Genomic DNA, 19918 nt, shown 5'->3' with positions numbered 1-19918 from the left:
GGCAATAATATGGTATTAACTCCCATGATGCAGCAATATCTGCAGGTTAAAGAAAAATGTAAAGATTGTATTTTGTTTTTTAGACTTGGTGATTTTTATGAGATGTTTTTTGAGGATGCAGTAACTGCCTCAAGAGAATTAGAACTGGTACTTACAGGTAGAGACTGTGGATTAGAAGAAAAAGCTCCTATGTGCGGCGTACCTTTCCACGCAGCAAATTCTTATATTGGAAGACTTGTAAGCAAAGGGTATAAAATTGCAATTTGTGAGCAGCTTGAAGATCCAAGCACAGCAAAAGGTATAGTTAAAAGAGATATAATAAAGATTATAACTCCAGGAACTTACATGGACTCAGATTTTCTTGAAGATAATAAAAATAATTTTATAATGAGCCTTTATATAGACTATAAAACAAATATAGCTGGAATTTGTTTTGCAGACATTTCTACAGGAGATTTTTACTGTACTGACACTAACATTCAAGAGAGTGTTATTCTTGATGAAATATCTAAATATTCACCAAAAGAAATGCTTGTTCAAGAAAATATTGAAGAGGTACTATTACAGAAAATAAATGAAAGATTTAATATTTTATATACAAAGAAAAACGATATATTTTTTTATGAAAATTCAACTAAAAATTTACAGAAGCAATTTGCAAATTTTCATATGAGACAGTTTAGTAATAGTTTGATTAATGCAGCTAATGGACTATTAAATTATATTTTAGAAACTCAAAAAATAAATTTGTGTAATATTGATAGTCTTGAATATTACAATATAGTTGATTTTTTAAGTATTGATATTAATTCCAGAAGGAATTTAGAGCTTACAGAATCTTTAAGAGATAAGACTAAAAAAGGTTCGCTACTTTGGGCTATTGATAAAACCTGTACAGCTATGGGAGGTAGGCAGTTAAGAAAATGGATTGAGCAGCCTTTAATCAACAAGGACAAAATAGAAGCCAGACTTGACGCAGTAGATGAGCTTACAAAAAACTTCTCTCTTCAGGAAGATTTAAGAAGTTCATTAAGCAAAATTTACGATGTAGAAAGAATGGTAGGCAAACTTGCTTCTAAAAGTATTAATGCAAAGGAATTAATTTCTTTAAAAAACTCTATAGAAAAACTACCAAAGCTTAAAGATGACTTAAAATATTTTAATTCCCCAAGGTTAAAGTATATATATGAAAATTTAGATGAGCTTAGGGATATATATAATTTATTAAATAAAGCAATAATGGATAATCCTGCTGTATCAGTTAAAGAAGGTAATATTATTAAAGAAGGGTATAATGCAAATGTTGATGAACTAAGAGAAGCAAAATCTAACGGTAAGGAATGGATAGCTTCACTTGAAAGTAGAGAAAGAGAAGTTACGGGGATAAAGTCCTTAAAAGTAGGATATAATAAAGTATTTGGGTACTATATTGAAATAACTAACGCTAATAAAGCACAAATTCCTGCTGGAAGATATATAAGAAAGCAAACCTTAGCTAATGCAGAGAGGTATATTACTCCTGAGCTTAAAGAAATGGAAGAAAAAATTCTTGGAGCAGAGGAAAAACTAAACATCCTAGAATATGAGCTTTTTGTTTCTATAAGAGATAATATTGAAAATCAGGTTGATAGAATAAAGGAGACAGCCAAGTATATTGCAGAATTAGATTGTTTTTGTTCTTTAGCTTTAGTAGCTTTAGAATATAATTATTGTAAGCCTAAAATTGCGCAAGACGGTAAAATCTTCATAGAAGAAGGAAGACACCCAGTAGTTGAAAAAATGATTTCAACAGGAACTTTTGTAGCCAATGATACAAGTATAGATAATACTGAAGAAAATTTACTACTAATAACAGGACCTAACATGGCAGGTAAATCTACTTACATGAGACAGGTCGCCCTTATAACTATAATGGCTCAAATAGGAAGCTTTGTTCCAGCTAAAACCGCTCATGTTTCCATCTGTGACAAAGTATTTACCCGAATTGGAGCTTCAGATGATCTTTCTGCAGGTAAAAGTACCTTTATGGTTGAAATGTGGGAAGTATCAAATATACTTAAAAACGCTACAAATAAATCCTTAGTTCTTTTAGACGAAGTTGGAAGAGGAACCAGTACCTATGATGGCTTAAGCATTGCCTGGGCTGTTATAGAACATATATGTAATAATACAAGCATTAAATGTAAAACATTATTTGCTACACACTATCATGAGCTTACTAGACTTGAAGGCTTAATATCCGGGGTTAAAAATTATTCAGTAGCTGTTAAAGAGGTTGGTAAGGATATTGTATTTCTTCGTAAAATAATAAGAGGAGGAGCAGATCAATCTTATGGAATTGAAGTTGCAAAACTTGCAGGACTTCCTGAAGAGGTTATTAGTAGAGCAAAAGAACTTTTAATAACTTTTGAACAAAAAGGCAGTTTAAAAGATAACAAAGCAGAAATATTTAAAATTGATACTACGGTTCAGAATGCTAAAATAAGAGAAACAGCTGTAAGTAAAGAAGATAAAACTCTACAGCTTAGTTTTAATGATATTGAAAAAGAGAATTTAATAAAAGATTTAAAAAACCTTGACGTGTTAAACCTTACTCCAATGGAAGGATTTAATAAGCTTTACGAATTTATAAAGAGAGCAAAAGCTTTATGATATACGAAGGTGATAAATTGAAGAGAATTAATGTACTGGATATAAACACTTCAAACAAAATTGCTGCAGGAGAGGTAGTTGAAAGACCTTTCTCTGTAGTAAAAGAGCTTGTAGAAAACAGTTTAGATGCTCAAGCTAAAAATATAACGATAGAAATAGTAGAAGGCGGCCAAAAATCTATAAAAATTACAGATGATGGAGATGGGATACACCCTGAAGATATAGAAAAAGCATTTTTACCTCATGCTACAAGCAAAATACAATATATAGATGATATTTATAAAGTAAATACCTTTGGTTTTAGAGGTGAGGCTTTAGCTAGTATTGCAGCTGTATCAGAAGTTAATATTAAAAGCAGAACTGCAGAATTTGATTATGGAAAAGAGCTTACTATATCAGGAGGAAAAGTAAATTACATTAAAGATGTAGGCATAAATATAGGAACCTGCATAGAGGTAAAAGATTTATTTTTTAACGTACCTGCTAGGTTGAAATTTTTAAAATCTCCTCAAAGGGAAACTGCACTTATAAATGATATTGTTGAAAGGCTTGCTTTGATTAATCCGTCAGTATCCTTTAAGCTATTCAATAATAACAACAAAGTTCTATCTACATTTGCCAGTAGTAATTTAACAGATACTATTAGAACTATCTACGGCAAAAATATACAGGAAAATATTATGTATTTTGAAAATCATTCTGATATGGCATCTGTGTATGGATATATAGGTAATGCAGAGATAAGCAAAGGAAGTAGAAACAATCAAAGTATCTATGTTAATAAAAGATATATTAAAAACAAGCTAATTACTACTGCAGTAGAAAATGCTTTTAAATCTTTTTTAACAATAAATAGGTTTCCTTTTTTTATTCTATTTTTAGATATATTCCCAGAGTTTATTGATGTGAATGTTCATCCTACAAAATCGGAAATTAAGTTTAAAGATGATAGATTTATATTTAAATTAGTTTTTGATGCAGTGCATGAAGCAATTCGTAGAAACTTACGCAACAGCTTTGATATACCTTCAGAAGATATTTTCGAAATGAAACCTACGGAGGAATTTGACAGTAAGACTTTAGTGCAGATTCCTTTAGATTTAAAAGAAAATTATGTATTCAATAATAAATTATTTAAAGACAATAATAGTCTACAAGATGTCGCATACACTAAAATAGAAAATAATAATTATTTAAAGGAATCATCTGCAGATTTTTTAGTGGAGAACTCTATAATTCAAACTGAAATGAATAATTCAACAAAAATTAATTTGGAATATAAAGAAGCAAAGTTTCCAGAACTTAATGTAATTGGACAATTCAACGCTACCTATATACTTGCTCAATATGGGGAGGAGTTATATATCCTTGACCAGCATGCTGCCCATGAGAAAATATTGTTTGAAAAGTACATAGAAGAAGTAAAAAACGGTCAGGTAATTGCTCAAGTGCTAGCTGCACCGGAAGTTATAGAGTTAAGCACTGAAAATTTTATAGTTTACAGCGAAAATATAGAAATATTTAAAACTACTGGATTTAATATCGAAATTTTTGGAAAAAATACTATTAGTATAAGAGAAGTTCCTATAATACTGGGAGAAATAAGTATTAGAAGTTTATTTCTTGATATCATTGATAATATTAAGATTATGGGAACAGGAGAAGCTACTGAGGTAAAATATGATAAAATTGCTAAGCTTGCCTGCAAATCAGCAGTAAAAGCAAACGATAAACTTTCTATTTTGGAGATGAAATCATTAGTTAATAAACTAAGATTTATTAATAATCCTTTTACTTGTCCTCATGGAAGACCTACAATTATTAAAATAACTTTAAATGAAATTGAAAAGAGGTTTAAAAGGATATAATAATCAATCCCGTTATAGAAAGGAGAAAAACACTATGAAAGATTTATTAATATTAGCTGGTCCAACGGCGGTAGGGAAAACCTCTATATCTATTGAGTTAGCTAAAAGAATAAATGGTGAGATAATTTCAGCTGATTCCATGCAGATTTATAAATATATGGATATAGGTTCAGCAAAAATAACCAAAGAAGAAATGTCAAATGTACCTCACTATTTAATTGATATTGTTGAACCTAGCGAAAACTTCAGTGTAGCAGAGTTTAAAAAATTGGCCTGCAAAGCAATTGATGATATATCATCTAAAGGCAAGTTTCCTATGCTGGTGGGCGGTACTGGTTTGTATATAAATTCGATTATATATAATTATGGTTTTACTCAAGCTAATAAAGATGAAGACTATAGAGCTTATCTTGAAAAACTTGCTTTGGAACATGGCAAAGAATATGTGCACAATATGCTTAAAGAGGTAGATATTGAATCTTATAACAGATTGTATTCTAATGACTTGAAGCGAGTTATAAGAGCTCTTGAAGTATATAAGCTTACCGGAACAACTATCAGTGAATTCAGTAAAAATGAAGATATATTCAACATTCCTTATAGAATCTTTTATTTTGTACTTAACATGGATAGAGCAAAGCTGTATAGCAGAATAAATAAAAGAGTAGATATGATGATAGAAAATGGGCTTATAGATGAAGTTATTAAACTAAAAGAAAGTGGATATAATTCAAATATGCAGTCTATGAAAGGAATAGGATATAAGGAAATACTCTCTTATTTAGAAGGAAAAATAAAGCTAGAAGAGGCAGTTGATATGATAAAACAGGGAAGCAGAAACTATGCTAAAAGACAGATAACTTGGTTTAAAAAAGATAATAGAGCTATCTGGATAGACAAAGATAAATTTAATGATGAAGGTGAGATCGTTGAATATATAATAAATAAAATAGATGAATTAAAGAATTTATAAAATTATAAAGGAATTTTACAATAATTATAGAATATTTAATTTATACAAATAATACTTGGAGGGGAACATAATGAACAAAACAACAAATAATCTACAGGACATATTTTTAAATGGAGCAAGGAAAGGAAAGATACCTGTAACCATATATTTGACAAATGGTTTTCAAATAAGAGGAAACGTGAAAGGCTTCGACAGTTTTACAGTTGTTTTAGATTGTGAAGGTAAACAAATGCTTATTTATAAACATGCTATATCTACAATAACACCTTTAAAGCCAATTTTATTTAACAATCAAGGTGGGGAAGAAGAATTAGTATAGTTTTTATATCAATTAAAAAGATTAGGTAATTAATTGCCTATTCTTTTTTTATGTGTTAATATTATTTAGTGTTTATATTAAGGTACTTATTGCTTTTTCTAGGAGGTAACAAGATGCTCGATATTACGAAAGAATTCTTAAAGAATAAATATAAAATTAATGATACAGTACTCAAGTTGTACAATGATGCTATGACCGATGTAGAAGATGAATTTAAATACTATGACAACATAAGAGAATATAATCAGTTGAAGGTTCTTAATGCACTGCAAGAAGAAAGAATAAGCGATGCTCATTTTACTAATTCTACCGGCTATGGCTATGGAGATATAGGCAGAGATGCTTTAGATAAAGTATATGCAAGAATTTTCAACTGTGAAAGTTCTTTAGTAAGACCTCATTTTGTAAACGGAACCCATGCTATAGGAGCTGCTTTATTTGGAAATCTTAGACCAAAAGATACTATGTTATCTATTTGTGGAACTCCTTATGATACATTGCATAATATTATTGGGATAAAAGAAGGAAAAAATATCGGTTCCTTAAGGGAATATGGAATTATATATAAGCAAGTAGATTTAAATAATGAAGGTAAAGTTGATTTAATTGCTATTAAAAAGCAGCTAGAAGAGGATGATACTATTAAATTAATACATATTCAACGTTCTACAGGCTATGGGTGGAGAAACTCTTTAATGATATCCGAAATAAGAGATATAATAAAATTTATTAAAAATATTAAACCTAATGTAATTTGTTTTGTGGACAACTGTTATGGAGAATTTATTGATAAATTAGAACCAACTGATGTAGGCGCTGATTTAATAGCGGGCTCTCTTATAAAAAATATCGGTGGTGGTATAGCTCCTACAGGAGGATATATAGCTGGAAAAGAAAAGTATGTAGAACAGGCAGCGTATAGGCTTACAATTCCTGGAATAGGAGGGGAATGCGGTTCAACCTTTGGAGTAATGAGACTTTTATACCAAGGTTTGTTTTTTGCTCCTCATGTAGCCATAGAAGCTGTTAAGGGCGCTATTTTTTGCTCAAGGATTATGGAGCTTGCAGGATTTGAAGTACTTCCTAAATATAACGATAAAAGAAGCGATATTATACAAGCTATAAAATTCAATGATAAAAACAAATTAATTAACTTCTGTAAGGGAATACAGGCAGGCTCGCCAATAGATTCTTTTGTTCAATGTGAACCTTGGGATATGCCAGGTTATGATGATCAAGTTATAATGGCTGCAGGTGCTTTTATACAGGGAGCCTCTATAGAATTATCTGCTGATGCCCCTATAAGAGAACCTTATATAGCTTATTTACAGGGAGGACTTACTTTTGATCATGCAAAGACCGGTATTTTAATATCATTAGCAAAAATTTTAGAACAAATATAATATTTATTAAAAAAGAAGGAACTACTAACTTTCCTTCTTTTTTAATAAACTAATAAATATAAAAATTAATATGTTCTATATATTCCTACTAATCTGCCAAGAATTTGACAGTCTTTAACAATAATTGGACTCATTGTACTGTTTTCTGGTTGAAGTCTTATATAATCCTTTTCTTTAAAAAATCTTTTTAGTGTAGCTTCATTTTCAATTAGTGCTACAACTATCTCCCCGTTCTCAGCTACATTTACCTTTTCTATTATAGCTAAATCACCATCTAGAATACCAGCCTCAATCATACTTTCTCCGGAAACATTTAAAATGAATAGTTCTTTATTGCTCTTAACATAATTTAACGGAATAGAAAAAGTATCTTCAATATTTTCTACAGCAAGTATAGGCTGTCCTGCGGTTATTTTACCTACAATAGGTATATCAATTATTTCTCTTTTAGTAACACTATCTTTAATGAGTTCTATCGCTCTAGGTTTAGTAGGATCTCTTTTGATTAAGCCTTTTTTTTCTAATCTTTCCAAGTGACCATGAACTGTTGAAGTGGATTTTAGTCCTACTGCTTCACAAATTTCTCTTACAGAAGGTGGATAACCTTTATCCAATACATAGTTTTTCATAAACTCATAAATTTCCATTTGCTTGCTGCTTCTGCCGTCTATCACTAATGAACACCTCTCAATCTTTATGTAAATTATAACATATAATTTCAATAATATCAAACTGGTGTTCTATGCAATATTGATTTATTTTAAACAGTTTGATATAATTGCTTCAGTATCGATAGGAGTGTTTGTTTTAAAGGTGGTGAGAAATATGAGTAAAACGTGTATTTTTTATAACGATAAACTTTGCAATGATTGCAATGAATGTTTTATCTGTGACCTTAATGCTAATAAAAAATGTAATAATTGCGGTAAATGCTTAGAATTAGAAGGTTATGATATGAGAGCTATCAATATTGATGAAATATTTGATGATGAATCTGAATTTAATGAGTATGAATATCTTGATAAAATACATAATCAGGCTAATATAAGCCTAAGTGAAGATAGTGAACAGTGGGATTATATTGATGATATTAAGGAATTAAAAGAGTTATTTGAAGAAGATAAAGAATTAAGTGTACTAGAAGAATTTCCAGGACTTATTTCAATAAATAAAAAAGAAAAGTAGAAGAGGCTTTGCTTCTACTTTTCTTTTTTATTTATTCATTTAAAGGATTTAAATTTACAGCTTCTCTTAGTTTTTCATCATCTACATGAGTGTAGATTTGAGTGGTTGAAATATTTTCATGACCAAGTATTTTTTGTAGACTTCTAATATCTACATTACCATGCTTGTACATCAATGTTGCTGCTGTATGTCTTAATTTATGAGGTGTATACTTTGACTTATCAAGCCCTGCAATTTCAATATATTTTTTTACTATTAGTTCAACAGTACGTTTATTAATTCTGCGTTTTCTTTCACTTATAAAAAGTGCATCTTTATCTCTAGGCAAAACTTCAATACAATTTCGTTCATTCATATAATCAGAAATTGCAGTTAAACAAGCTTTATTTAAATAAACAGTACGTTCCTTATTACCTTTACCTACTATTGTTAATATGTCACCTTTAATCTTTGAGATATCTATGCTACATAATTCCGAAAGTCTTAGACCACAATTAAGAAATAAAGTAATAATGCAAAAATCTCTTTTATTATGTTTATAGGTTTCATCTATAGAGCTAAGTAAATTTTTACTTTCTTTAAGAGTTAAATAAATAGGGTTTTTTTTACTGATTTTAGGAGACTCTAGATCAGAAGCAGGGTTTTCATATAAAATCCTTGTTTTAGAATAAAGATACTTGAAAAAGGATTTTATAGCAGCAACTTTTCTAGCTCTTGTGTAGGAGGTATTGTTTCTTCTGTTTTCAACAAAAGATAAAAAAGCATATAAATCGGGCAGCTTTATACTTCTTATAAAATTATCATCAACATCATTAATAATTATATCACTGAAGTTAATGTTTTTACCGCATAATTCTTTATAAAGCTTTAAAAACCTAAAAAACATAATCAGATCTATCTTATAGCCTTCTACAGTATTAAGAGATTTACCTCTTATTACTAATAAATAATTTAAAAACTCTCTTAGTCGCTCAGGAATGTTATTATTTTGAAAGCTTGTATAATTTTCGTTTATATAATCATCAGTTGAAGCAATCTTCAAAATTTTAACCTTTTTTCTTTTCTGAGCTTTTTTATTTCCTGCTATTTTTTGAGCTTCATATCTATTTCTATTAATTCCTAATTCTTTAAAAATATTTTGTATCTGCCTGATGCTAACTTTAAATATATAAGCTATATCAGAAGTAGAATAATTATTTTTATGAAACTTGTAAAGATCTTCTATTACTGATGAATAAGGTTTTGCTTTAAACTCTAATTTTAAATTATTTATTATAAGCTTATCTTCCTCTGTTAACACTGTATTATCTAATATTTTTTTATCATTATCCGTGTATGTAATTATTTCATATCTATTTTTCATAAAAATTACCACCCCCTCCTATTATTATACTTTATTTAATTTCGCTAGTAAAGCGAAATTTCACTAAATGTATATTTAGCGAAATTTTAAATCGAGTTTTAAGAAGGGTTAAAGCTTATATTAATTTAGATATTGTTATAAATTAATAATATTTAATAATTTACAAGTCGCTTAATTACAACTTACTTTTCTAAGACATACTAAATAATAAAAATATAGTTAAATATTTTTAGAAGCTAAAAATTGATAACTTACTAACGGCTTTTAAATTAATTATTTCCCAGATTTGATGCTAGGGTATATCAATGATGTTATACTCGAGCTATGACCTTTATATAGAGTTTTAAATACGTATACGGGGTATAATATTTTCGGTAGGATGCAAACAAATAAGTTTTTTACATTATTATGTAATTTTTGCTTTGAAAAATAAAAAAGGAGAATATAAATTCTCCTAAAGTTCTACTTTTGCTTCTATATCAATTGAAGAAGCATTTTCCTCTAAAATTGGATTAATATAGTTTTCGATAAATTCAACAACTTGACTTGGTGCTCTCCCTACGAATTTTTCAGGACATAAAATCGAAGATATTTCCTTATCAGTCATATTAAACGCTGGATCATTTGATATTCTCTGAAGCAAATCATTATTTAACCCTAATTCCTTTACTCGTCTTGCCGCTTCCATAGAATGCATCCTAATTCTTTCATGTAATTCTTGTCTATCTCCACCCTTTTTCACTGCTTCCATTAAAATATTTTCTGTAGCCATAAATGGTAATTCATTATCTATGTGGGCTTTTATAATCTTCTCATATACTACCATATTACTAGTAATATTAATATATAAATTCAAAACACCATCAAGTGCAAGAAAAGCTTCTGGTACTGCTAATCTTTTATTGGCAGAATCATCAAGTGTTCTCTCAAACCATTGTGTAGCTGCTGTAATGGCTGGATTAATTGAATCTACTATTATATATCTGCAGAGAGCACTCATTCTTTCACTTCTCATCGGGTTTCTCTTGTAAGCCATTGCGGAAGATCCAATCTGATTTTTTTCAAAAGGTTCTTCCATTTCCTTCATGCTTTGAAGAAGACGCAAATCATTGCTAAATTTATATGCACTTTGAGCAATTTCTGATAAAGTATTTAATATTATAGAGTCTACTTTTCTAGGATATGTTTGCCCAGTAACAGGAAATCTATCTTTAAATCCCATTTTTTCTGTTACAAGTATATCTAATTTTTTCACTGCTTCTTCATTACCATCAAATAACTCCATAAAACTTGCTTGAGTTCCTGTTGTTCCCTTTACCCCTCTAAATTTCATTTTTTCTATTACAAAATCTAAATTTTCTAAATCCATTAGAAGATCCTGCATCCAAAGTGTAGCTCTTTTACCTACAGTAGTTAATTGAGCAGGTTGAAAATGCGTAAATCCTAGAGTTGGTAAATCTTTATATTTTAACGCAAATTTAGAAAGATTATTCAATACTTTTATTAGCTTTTTTTTGATTAAATATAAACCCTCTCTCATTATAATTAAGTCTGTATTATCACCAACATAACAACTAGTAGCACCTAAATGTATTATTCCTTTAGCAGCTGGACATTGAAGACCATAAGCATAAACATGACTCATTACATCATGTCTTGTTATTCTTTCTCTTTTTTCAGCTTCTTCATAATTGATATTATCTATATTTTTTCTTAATTCTTCTATTTGTTCATCGGTGATATTTAAACCTAATTCTTTTTCACATTCTGCTAAAGCAACCCAGAGTTTTCTCCAAGTTTTAAATTTCATTTCGTCTGAAAATAAGTAAGACATTTCTTTTGAAGCATATCTTGTGTTTAGTGGTGTATTATAAGTATCTCTCATAAAGAACCTCCGTATATAAATAGTTTATCATTACTAATCATTCATATTATATCATACATTTATATAATTAAAATACATTTTTGTTCGTTTTTAAGTTAAATTTATTACTATAGTTCTTATTCAAACAAACAAACAATATAATTTACTATAAACATTATATATTCAAGGAGGAAATATGTACAAACTAAGCGTTTTGGATAAAATATCTTTTTTATTAGTAATTATAGGAGCTCTAAATTGGGGATTATACGGATTACTAAATATTGACTTAGTGCAACTTATATTTGGAACAAGTCTTCAAATACTATCAAGAATCATTTATATAATAATTGGAGTTGCAGGAATTGATATGGTACTATTCTTGTTTAAAGCAAGAAAAAGTAAAATATAAATAAAAGGCTCAAATATCTGAGCCTTTTATTTATTCCTCTAAAGAATCTATTAATTTAACAATTTCTTCAACTGCTAAATTTTCATCATCTCCAGAAGCTATAACTTTAACTGTGGAGTTTTTTGTAACACCTAATGATAAAACGCCTATTAGACTTTTAACATTAGCCTTTCTTCCGTTAAATTCTATACTTACGTCTGATTTAAAGGATGATGCTTTCTTAACTAATAAAGTTGCTGGTCTAGCATGTAATCCTGTTGAATTTTTAACTAACACTTCTTTAGTTACCAATTTTATATCACCTCTACACATAATATTATTAAACTATCATTAATATTATAGCATTTTTTGAATATAATACAATGATAAATTCATTATTTTAATTAAATGTTATAAGAGTTTTTTGTAATTTTATTTTAAGAAATTATTTAATTTTTGTCTTATTATAAATTATTTAAAAAATGCTCTAATCTATCTAATCCAATTTCAATATTCTTTATAGATGTAGCATAAGATAACCTAATATAATTATCAACTCCGAATGCACTTCCAGGAACAACAGCTACTTTTTCCTTTTCTAATAGAATACTTGAAAAATTTAATGAATTTTCTATAATGTTTCCATCAACTTTTTTATCTAATAAATCAGTAATATTAATCATTACGTAAAAAGCACCGCTTGGCTTTATACAAGATATATATTTCATACTGTTTATTCTATCTACCATATAGTCTCTTCTAGATTTAAACTCTTTAATCATATATTCAATAGTATCTTGAGGACCCGTTAAAGCTTCTACTGCAGCATATTGAGCTATGGAGTTCGGATTCGAAGTAGTATGACTTTGAATATTAGACATCAATTTAGCAATTTTTTCATTACCACAAGCTGCATAACCAATTCTCCAACCAGTCATAGCATAAGATTTAGATACTCCATTTATTACTATGGTTCTATTATAAGCATCTTCTGATATGGATGCTATACTTATATGTTTTTCTTCACCATAAATAAGTTTTTCATAAATTTCATCTGAGATAATAATTAAATCATTTTCTCTTGCAAATTCTGCTAAAGCATGTAATTCCTCTTTAGAATATACAGTCCCTGTCGGATTACTAGGACTATTTAATAATAACACTTTGCTTTTATTCGTTAATACCCTTTGTAAAGATTCAATAGTATACTTAAAAAAATTCTTTTCATCAGTTTCAACGAAAACTGGCACACCATCGGACAGTTTTACTAATTCAGGGTAACTTACCCAATATGGAATAGGAATAATCACTTCATCTCCAGGATTTAAAATTGATTGAAAGGCATTAGATAAGCACTGTTTTGCTCCTGTTGAAACGATAATTTGCGAGGAAGAATAAATTAAGTTATTATCTATTTTGAATTTATTTATAATAGCATCTTTTAATTCTTTAATTCCAGATGCTGCAGTATACTTAGTAAACCCATTTTTTATTGCATCAATTGCCGCTTGTTGAATATTAATTGGAGTATTAAAATCAGGTTCCCCTGCTCCGAAACCTATAACATCAATTCCTTGTGCTTTCATTGCTTTAGCTTTTGCATCTATTGATAAAGTAATAGACGGCGATATTTGTTCTGCTTTTTTTGAAAAAATCATACTAAATTCCTCCGATTTATTTGTTGAATTTTAAACTTAAGAATTTATTGGTTAGCTTCTCATCTATACCAACACTTCCCATAAGCAGTTCATTATCATGCATTACACCATGACAATCGCTTCCACCAGTTATTACAAGCGAATATTTTTTGGCTAAATTATAATAATCATTTATTTGTTTTGATGTATGAGAGGGATGGAATACTTCAATTCCTTTAAGTCCATAAACCTTGAATTCTTTTATTATTTCTTCAATAGAAATACCTTTATAAATTTCCCCCGGATGAGCTAGTACCGATAAACCATTACATTCACTTATTAATCTTAAGGCATCCTTATAATGGATTTTATATCTATCAACATATTCTGGTCTTCCTTTTATTAAATATTGATGAAAAGCCTCACGCATATTATTTGCATAACCAGCACTAACTAAAGCGTTAGCAATATGAGGTCTACCTATAGATACTTCATCCCTATATATATCTTCAAAATTAATATGTATATTTATTTTATTTAATCTATTAATAATTTCTTTAGCTCTAAAAATTCGACTTTCTTTTATTTTAGTCAATGTTTTTTTTAAATTTTCATTATGTATATTTATAAAATATCCTAAAATATGAATTTCTCTTTCTTTGTATTCAGTACTAAGTTCTAATCCTGGCACTACAATCACATTAAATTTCTCTCCTAACACTGAAACATTATGCTGAGAGTCGATTGTATCATGATCTGTAATAGATATACATTTTATTTTCTTTTTACTAGCAATACTTATTATTTTTTCTGGCCATAACATTCCATCAGAGTATCTTGAATGAATATGTAAATCTGAAAACTGCATATTAAACACCTATTTTTATTAAAATAAAATATTAAGATAAATTAATAATTAAAATATATACTTTAGTATACCTATTATAAATACTTTTTATTTATATGTACAGAATACAATAATATTGTTTAAACAATTATGAAATCAAGTGCCTTCGAAACTTATCTTGATTGGACTATAAGCTTTATAGCAGTTCTATTCTCACCTTCAATTTGTATATCTGTAAATGCAGGAATGCAGATTAAGTCAATTCCGCTAGGAGCTACAAAACCTCTAGCTATCGCTACTGATTTTATAGCTTGATTAATTGCACCAGCTCCAATAGCTTGAATTTCCACAGTACCATTTTCTCTTAATACACCTGCTAAAGCTCCTGCTACAGAATTTAGATTAGATTTTGCTGAAACTTTTAATACTTCCATGATAACTATCCTCCTAAAAATAAGAACTACAATAATTTTTGCATATTAACTATAATATTCTACATTAAATATAAAAATCCTTTTATTTGTCTAAAAAATTTTTAATATTATAATATAAGCTACTGACAAAAATCAGTAGCTTAACTATCTATTTTGCGTATTCAATAGAACGGGTTTCCCTAATGACATTAACTTTAATCTGACCAGGATATTCCAACTCATTTTCTATTTTTTTAACAATATTTCTAGCTAACTCAATAGCACCTGCATCATCAACTTCATCAGGTTTAACCATTATTCTTATTTCTCTTCCTGCTTGAATAGCATATGACTTATCAACGCCTTCATATAAGTTTGCAATTTCCTCTAATTTTTCTAACCTCTTAATATACGCCTCTAAGGTTTCTCTTCTTGCTCCAGGTCTTGCAGCTGAAATAGCGTCTGCCGCTTGAACAAGAACTGCTTCTAAAGATAAGAATTCTACATCACCATGATGAGCACCAATAGCATTAACTATAATAGGTGATTCATGATATTTTTTTGCTAAATCTGCTCCAATAATAGCATGTGGACCTTCTACTTCATGATCTACAGCTTTCCCAATATCATGAAGTAATCCAGCTCTCTTAGCTATCGAAACATCCAATCCTAATTCAGCAGCCATTAAACCAGATAAATAAGCAACTTCAATAGAATGCTTTAATACATTTTGGCCATAACTAGTTCTATACTTTAATCTTCCAAGGAGCTTTATTAACTCAGAATTAAGACCATGTATACCTGTTTCGAATGTGGCTTGTTCGCCTTCCTCTTTAATATGGTTTTCAACTTCTTTTTTAGCTTTTTCAACCATTTCTTCAATTCTTGCTGGATGGATTCTTCCATCTACAATTAATTTTTCTAAAGCTATTCGAGCTACTTCCCTTCTTATAGGATCAAAACCAGAAAGAATTACCGCCTCTGGAGTATCATCAATAATTAAATCTATACCCGTGAGAGTTTCAAGCGTTCGGATGTTTCTTCCTTCTCTTCCTATAATTCTACCTTTCATTTCATCATTAGGTAAAGCAACAACATGTACTGTAGTTTCCGCTACATGATCTGCTGCACATCTTTGAATAGCACAAGTAATAATTTCTCTTGCTTTTTTATCAGCTTCTTCTTTCGCCTTACTTTCTACTTCTTTTACTAACATGGCTGCGTCATGTTTAATTTCTTTTCTGACTTCATCTAACAGAATTTGCTTAGCTTCTTCTGATGTTAGGCCAGATAACCTCTCAAGCTCATTTCTTTGCTTTAAATAAAGTTCTTGTACTTCCTGTTCTAAAGCTTGAATTTCTTGCTGCTTTTTATTAAGGTTTTCATCTCTTTTTTCAATGGTATCACTTTTCTTATCCAATAACTCTTCGCGTTGAATCAATCTTCTTTCGAGTCTTTGAATTTCATTTCTTCTATCTCTAGACTCTTTTTCAAAATCTGTTCTGAGTTTATGAACTTCTTCTTTTGCTTCAAGAACAGCTTCTTTCTTTAATGATTCTGCTTTTTTAATGGATTCTTCAATAATTCTTTTAGCTTCTTCTTCAGCTTGTGAAACTTTTGCTTGAGATATATTTTTTCTTACATATACTACAGTAGCTAAAACCACTGCAGCAGCAATTAAAACGCCAATTACAAAAATAAAACTTTCTTGTGTCATATTAACACCTCCTTTGCTTCTTTTGCATAAATGAAAATTGTAATATAAAAGCTTAGAAAAGGTGTTATATTTATTCAATTGGCAATAATTTGAATATGCTAAACCAGTATTTGTATTCTATTTTATATTAGTTTTATTATAGTGTCAAGTCAATAAATAGTCTATCAAAGCTGAAGCATGAAAAATTAAGTAATTGAAAGGCTGATATCAATTACTTATCCTTATTATCTTTTTTTTGAGTTTCTACTTTTTCCACAGATGTTTTATTGAAAATAGGCAAGTTATATTTTTCTCTTATCTTGTTCTCTATTTCTAAAAGAATTTCAGGATTTTCTCTTAAAAACTGTTTCGCATTTTCTCTGCCTTGACCTAATCTAACTTCATTATAAGAGAACCAAGCTCCACTCTTTTGTATTATTTCTTCTTTTACACCTACATCTAGAACATTTCCTTCTGATGATATACCTTGACCATACATGATATCAAATTCAGCTATTTTAAAAGGAGGAGCTACCTTGTTTTTTATTACCTTTACTTTTGTTCTACTACCAATAACATCTTCACCTTGTTTTATTGAATCAGACTTTCTAACATCCAATCTAACTGAAGCATAAAATTTAAGTGCTCTACCTCCAGGTGTAGTCTCCGGATTACCAAACATAACTCCAACCTTTTCACGAAGCTGATTAATGAATATAGCAACACATTTTGATTTATTTATAGATCCTGCTAACTTTCTAAGAGCTTGAGACATAAGTCTTGCTTGAAGCCCAACATGAGAATCTCCCATTTCACCTTCTATTTCTGCTCTAGGAACTAAAGCAGCTACAGAGTCGACAACTATTACATCTACTGCACCAGATCTAACTAGAGCTTCTGCAATTTCTAATGCTTGCTCTCCTGTATCTGGTTGAGACACTACTAAGTTATCAATATCTACACCTAATGCTTTTGCATAAGTTGGATCTAAAGCATGCTCAGCATCAATAAAAGCTGCTGCACCACCAGCCTTTTGTGCTTCGGCTACAATGTGAAGTGCTACAGTTGTTTTTCCTGAGGATTCTGGTCCAAAAATTTCAATAATTCTACCTCTTGGTACTCCACCTATACCTAAAGCTATATCTAAATCTAAACAACCAGTGGATATGGAATCCAAATTTAATATACTATGTTCACCTAACTTCATTATAGAACCTTTTCCAAATTGTTTTTCTATTTGACCTATTGCAGCTTCTATTGCTTTTAATTTTTCGTTATCCATATAATTCCCCTAAGGGTTCACATCCTTTCTTTATTACGAACATTTGTTCTATATAATTATATTATATTATAATTATTTGGTCAACAGGTATAATAAAAGTTCCTAAATATTTCTAGGAACTTTTATTAAAATTATGCCCGATTTATGTCATTCTAATCATTTATCTATTTTAATTGCATCCTTATTTTTAATGAAGTAATCAATTCCAGATAATATTGTTACAAAAGCAGCAATATACATAACAAGTTTTGTAGACATTGTAAAGAAGATAGTTGTATAGTTCAAATTTAAAAGTGCAAAAATAATAGCTACAATCTGAACAAAAGTTTTTATTTTACCCCACCAGCTTGCAGCAATCACTACACCTTCAGATGCAGCAATTGACCTAAGTCCAGTAACAGCAAATTCTCTTGCAATTATAATCATAGCAATCCATGTTGGAATTATTTGAAAATCCACAAGAGAAACTAGTGCTGCAGTTACTAAAAGCTTATCCGCTAAAGGATCCATAAATTTTCCAAAGCGAGTTATTTGGTTTCTGCTTCTAGCTATATATCCATCTAATTTATCTGTTAGTGCTGCAATTATAAAAACTGCTGTAGCAATAATAGTACCGTAAGGAATTTCTTTAACAGCTATAAATATCAAAAAAATAGGAACTAAAAAAATACGAATAACTGTAAGTTTGTTAGCAAGATTCATAGTAAACAACTCCTATTAAATCATATTCTAATGCTTTAGTAATTTTAACAGGTACAATTTTACCGATATCTACTATTGTATCACAACTAAAGAAAATTTCACCATCTATTTCTGGAGCCATTTCAAAACTTCTTCCAACATACATTCCATTTTTAGTACCCTCTACTAAAACATCATATACCTTTCCAATTTTATCCATGTTTATTTTTTTAGATATTTTTTGCTGCAAAAGCATTAATTCTTTTTCTCTCTGTTCTTTTATTTCTGTAGGGATTTGGTTATCAAAATTTGAAGCAGGTGTATCTTCTTCTTGAGAATATTTGAATACACCTAGTTTATTGAATTTTATATCTTGAACAAATTCCTTTAATTCATTGAACTCACTATCTGATTCTCCAGGAAATCCAACTATAATAGAGGTACGTAAACACAAATCCATTATTTTATCTCTCATTTTAGTTATACTTCTTATTATTTCTTCTTTTTTACCTCTTCTATTCATTCTTTTTAGAACAGTGTTACTTATATGCTGAATTGGCATATCAATATACTTGCATACCTTTGAATTATCTGCAATTTCTTGTATTAATTCATCAGTTATTTCCTCAGGATAACAATACAGTAACCTTATCCACTTTATTTCTTCAATATTAGATAATTCTCTTATTAAAGCAGGCAGCTTTTTCTCTTTATATAAGTCGATTCCATACATGGTAGTATCCTGTGCTACAAGTATTATTTCAACAACACCATTTTGAGCAAGTGTTTTAGCTTCAGATACAATATCTTCCATTTTTCTACTTCTATACTTTCCTCTAATTTTAGGTATTATACAATAGGTGCATAAATTATCACAACCTTCACTTATTTTCAAATAAGCTGTAGATTTACCTGTTGTTATAACTCGTTCTCCCTCAGTAATTAAACTATCACTATAATCATAATAAGATAATCTATTTTTGTTTTTCAAAAATTCTTCTATACTTTCTAAAAGTTTATCGTAATTATTTACTCCTAACATAATATCAATTTCTGGCATTAATTCTAAAAGTTCTTCTTTATAACGCTGACTTAAGCAACCAGTTACTATTAGAATTTTACACTTATATCTTTTCTTATATTCTGCCATCTCAAGAATTGTATTTATTGATTCTTGTTTAGAAGATTCTATAAAACCACAGGTATTTACAAGAATAATATCTGCCTCTTTAGGGTTATTTACTAACTCATAATTTTTATTAAGTCTTCCTATAGCTAACTCTGAATCAATTCTATTCTTATCACAGCCTAAACTAATAATTCCAAACTTAAGTTTTTCCACAA

At 29.3% G+C, this 19918-nt stretch carries 18 protein-coding genes; 7 read left to right on the top strand and 11 right to left on the bottom strand.

The genetic code is table 11. The features are described 5' to 3' along the window. Positions 1 to 9: 9 nt before the first annotated feature. The 5 genes from mutS (at position 10) to M2651_RS06375 (ending at position 7215) form a co-directional block, all read left to right on the top strand. Complete coding sequence (gene mutS, locus M2651_RS06395) at positions 10 to 2652, top strand: DNA mismatch repair protein MutS (protein WP_252131519.1); 2643 nt, start codon at positions 10 to 12, stop codon at positions 2650 to 2652. 17 nt (positions 2653 to 2669) lie between these two features. Next, positions 2670 to 4520, top strand: coding sequence for a DNA mismatch repair endonuclease MutL (mutL, locus tag M2651_RS06390; protein ID WP_252131518.1), 1851 nt, complete (start codon positions 2670 to 2672; stop codon positions 4518 to 4520). Positions 4521 to 4554: 34 nt separating this feature from the next. Then, positions 4555 to 5493, top strand: coding sequence for a tRNA (adenosine(37)-N6)-dimethylallyltransferase MiaA (gene miaA, locus M2651_RS06385; RefSeq protein ID WP_252131517.1), 939 nt, complete (start codon positions 4555 to 4557; stop codon positions 5491 to 5493). A gap of 70 nt (positions 5494 to 5563) precedes the next feature. Continuing rightward, the gene (gene hfq / locus M2651_RS06380) at positions 5564 to 5812 is read left to right on the top strand and encodes an RNA chaperone Hfq (RefSeq protein ID WP_252131516.1); all 249 of its coding nucleotides are present in this window, start codon (positions 5564 to 5566) and stop codon (positions 5810 to 5812) included. 113 nt (positions 5813 to 5925) lie between these two features. After that, positions 5926 to 7215: a methionine gamma-lyase family protein gene (locus M2651_RS06375; protein WP_252131515.1), complete on the top strand. Its 1290-nt coding sequence runs from the start codon at positions 5926 to 5928 to the stop codon at positions 7213 to 7215. A gap of 65 nt (positions 7216 to 7280) precedes the next feature. Here M2651_RS06375 and lexA read toward each other — a convergent pair whose 3' ends face one another. Beyond that, on the bottom strand, positions 7281 to 7862 hold the full coding sequence (gene lexA, locus M2651_RS06370) for a transcriptional repressor LexA (protein WP_252131534.1): 582 nt from the start codon (positions 7860 to 7862) through the stop codon (positions 7281 to 7283). Between the two features lie 178 nt (positions 7863 to 8040). On the opposite strand from lexA, the gene M2651_RS06365 reads away from it, so the two are divergent. Beyond that, positions 8041 to 8400, top strand: a complete 360-nt coding sequence (locus M2651_RS06365) for a hypothetical protein (protein WP_252131514.1) — start codon at positions 8041 to 8043, stop codon at positions 8398 to 8400. Between the two features lie 31 nt (positions 8401 to 8431). Here the strand turns inward: M2651_RS06365 and M2651_RS06360 are convergent, their stop codons facing one another. Together M2651_RS06360 and purB are read right to left on the bottom strand one after the other, a co-directional pair. Then, positions 8432 to 9415: a tyrosine recombinase XerC gene (locus tag M2651_RS06360; protein ID WP_252131533.1), complete on the bottom strand. Its 984-nt coding sequence runs from the start codon at positions 9413 to 9415 to the stop codon at positions 8432 to 8434. Between the two features lie 802 nt (positions 9416 to 10217). Further along, entirely contained in the window at positions 10218 to 11648 is a 1431-nt protein-coding gene (purB, locus tag M2651_RS06355; protein ID WP_252131513.1) for an adenylosuccinate lyase, read from the bottom strand. Positions 11649 to 11823: 175 nt separating this feature from the next. Here purB and M2651_RS06350 point away from each other — a divergent pair, with 175 nt between their 5' ends. Further along, positions 11824 to 12039, top strand: coding sequence for a DUF378 domain-containing protein (locus M2651_RS06350; protein ID WP_252131512.1), 216 nt, complete (start codon positions 11824 to 11826; stop codon positions 12037 to 12039). A gap of 30 nt (positions 12040 to 12069) precedes the next feature. On the opposite strand, the gene M2651_RS06345 is transcribed toward M2651_RS06350, so the two are convergent. From M2651_RS06345 to rimO, 8 genes are all read right to left on the bottom strand, one after another. Beyond that, on the bottom strand, positions 12070 to 12330 hold the full coding sequence (locus M2651_RS06345) for an HPr family phosphocarrier protein (protein WP_078681646.1): 261 nt from the start codon (positions 12328 to 12330) through the stop codon (positions 12070 to 12072). 152 nt (positions 12331 to 12482) lie between these two features. Then, entirely contained in the window at positions 12483 to 13676 is a 1194-nt protein-coding gene (locus M2651_RS06340) for a pyridoxal phosphate-dependent aminotransferase (protein WP_252131511.1), read from the bottom strand. Positions 13677 to 13692: 16 nt separating this feature from the next. Beyond that, positions 13693 to 14523, bottom strand: a complete 831-nt coding sequence (locus M2651_RS06335) for a PHP domain-containing protein (protein ID WP_252131510.1) — start codon at positions 14521 to 14523, stop codon at positions 13693 to 13695. A gap of 152 nt (positions 14524 to 14675) precedes the next feature. Continuing rightward, positions 14676 to 14936, bottom strand: coding sequence for a stage V sporulation protein S (locus tag M2651_RS06330; RefSeq protein WP_252131509.1), 261 nt, complete (start codon positions 14934 to 14936; stop codon positions 14676 to 14678). A 148-nt stretch (positions 14937 to 15084) separates the two neighbouring features. Continuing rightward, entirely contained in the window at positions 15085 to 16632 is a 1548-nt protein-coding gene (gene rny, locus M2651_RS06325; protein ID WP_252131508.1) for a ribonuclease Y, read from the bottom strand. A gap of 211 nt (positions 16633 to 16843) precedes the next feature. Beyond that, entirely contained in the window at positions 16844 to 17893 is a 1050-nt protein-coding gene (gene recA / locus M2651_RS06320; RefSeq protein ID WP_252131507.1) for a recombinase RecA, read from the bottom strand. Positions 17894 to 18049: 156 nt separating this feature from the next. Beyond that, positions 18050 to 18595, bottom strand: a complete 546-nt coding sequence (gene pgsA / locus M2651_RS06315) for a CDP-diacylglycerol--glycerol-3-phosphate 3-phosphatidyltransferase (protein ID WP_252131506.1) — start codon at positions 18593 to 18595, stop codon at positions 18050 to 18052. Next, positions 18582 to 19916: a 30S ribosomal protein S12 methylthiotransferase RimO gene (gene rimO, locus M2651_RS06310; protein ID WP_252131505.1), complete on the bottom strand. Its 1335-nt coding sequence runs from the start codon at positions 19914 to 19916 to the stop codon at positions 18582 to 18584. The genes pgsA and rimO overlap by 14 nt, the downstream gene beginning before the upstream one ends. Positions 19917 to 19918 lie beyond the last annotated feature (2 nt).

The organism is Clostridium caldaquaticum (assembly GCF_023806125.1).
Taxonomy (GTDB): Bacteria; Bacillota; Clostridia; order Clostridiales; family Clostridiaceae; genus Clostridium_AT; species Clostridium_AT caldaquaticum.
The sequence above is the reverse complement of the archived record's forward strand: the minus strand, read 5'-3'. Positions and strand labels throughout refer to the sequence as shown.

What these genes read in the sequence shown, in the direction of transcription:
- purB (WP_252131513.1), bottom strand. Translation starts at nt 11,648, where the DNA reads ATGAGAGATACTTATAATACACCACTAAACACAAGATATGCTTCAAAA.
- M2651_RS06350 (WP_252131512.1), top strand. Translation starts at nt 11,824, where the DNA reads ATGTACAAACTAAGCGTTTTGGATAAAATATCTTTTTTATTAGTAATT.
- recA (WP_252131507.1), bottom strand. Translation starts at nt 17,893, where the DNA reads ATGGATAACGAAAAATTAAAAGCAATAGAAGCTGCAATAGGTCAAATA.
- rny (WP_252131508.1), bottom strand. Translation starts at nt 16,632, where the DNA reads ATGACACAAGAAAGTTTTATTTTTGTAATTGGCGTTTTAATTGCTGCT.
- M2651_RS06335 (WP_252131510.1), bottom strand. Translation starts at nt 14,523, where the DNA reads ATGCAGTTTTCAGATTTACATATTCATTCAAGATACTCTGATGGAATG.
- mutS (WP_252131519.1), top strand. Translation starts at nt 10, where the DNA reads ATGGTATTAACTCCCATGATGCAGCAATATCTGCAGGTTAAAGAAAAA.
- M2651_RS06375 (WP_252131515.1), top strand. Translation starts at nt 5,926, where the DNA reads ATGCTCGATATTACGAAAGAATTCTTAAAGAATAAATATAAAATTAAT.
- pgsA (WP_252131506.1), bottom strand. Translation starts at nt 18,595, where the DNA reads ATGAATCTTGCTAACAAACTTACAGTTATTCGTATTTTTTTAGTTCCT.
- M2651_RS06340 (WP_252131511.1), bottom strand. Translation starts at nt 13,676, where the DNA reads ATGATTTTTTCAAAAAAAGCAGAACAAATATCGCCGTCTATTACTTTA.
- miaA (WP_252131517.1), top strand. Translation starts at nt 4,555, where the DNA reads ATGAAAGATTTATTAATATTAGCTGGTCCAACGGCGGTAGGGAAAACC.
- M2651_RS06365 (WP_252131514.1), top strand. Translation starts at nt 8,041, where the DNA reads ATGAGTAAAACGTGTATTTTTTATAACGATAAACTTTGCAATGATTGC.
- M2651_RS06330 (WP_252131509.1), bottom strand. Translation starts at nt 14,936, where the DNA reads ATGGAAGTATTAAAAGTTTCAGCAAAATCTAATCTAAATTCTGTAGCA.
- lexA (WP_252131534.1), bottom strand. Translation starts at nt 7,862, where the DNA reads ATGGAAATTTATGAGTTTATGAAAAACTATGTATTGGATAAAGGTTAT.
- hfq (WP_252131516.1), top strand. Translation starts at nt 5,564, where the DNA reads ATGAACAAAACAACAAATAATCTACAGGACATATTTTTAAATGGAGCA.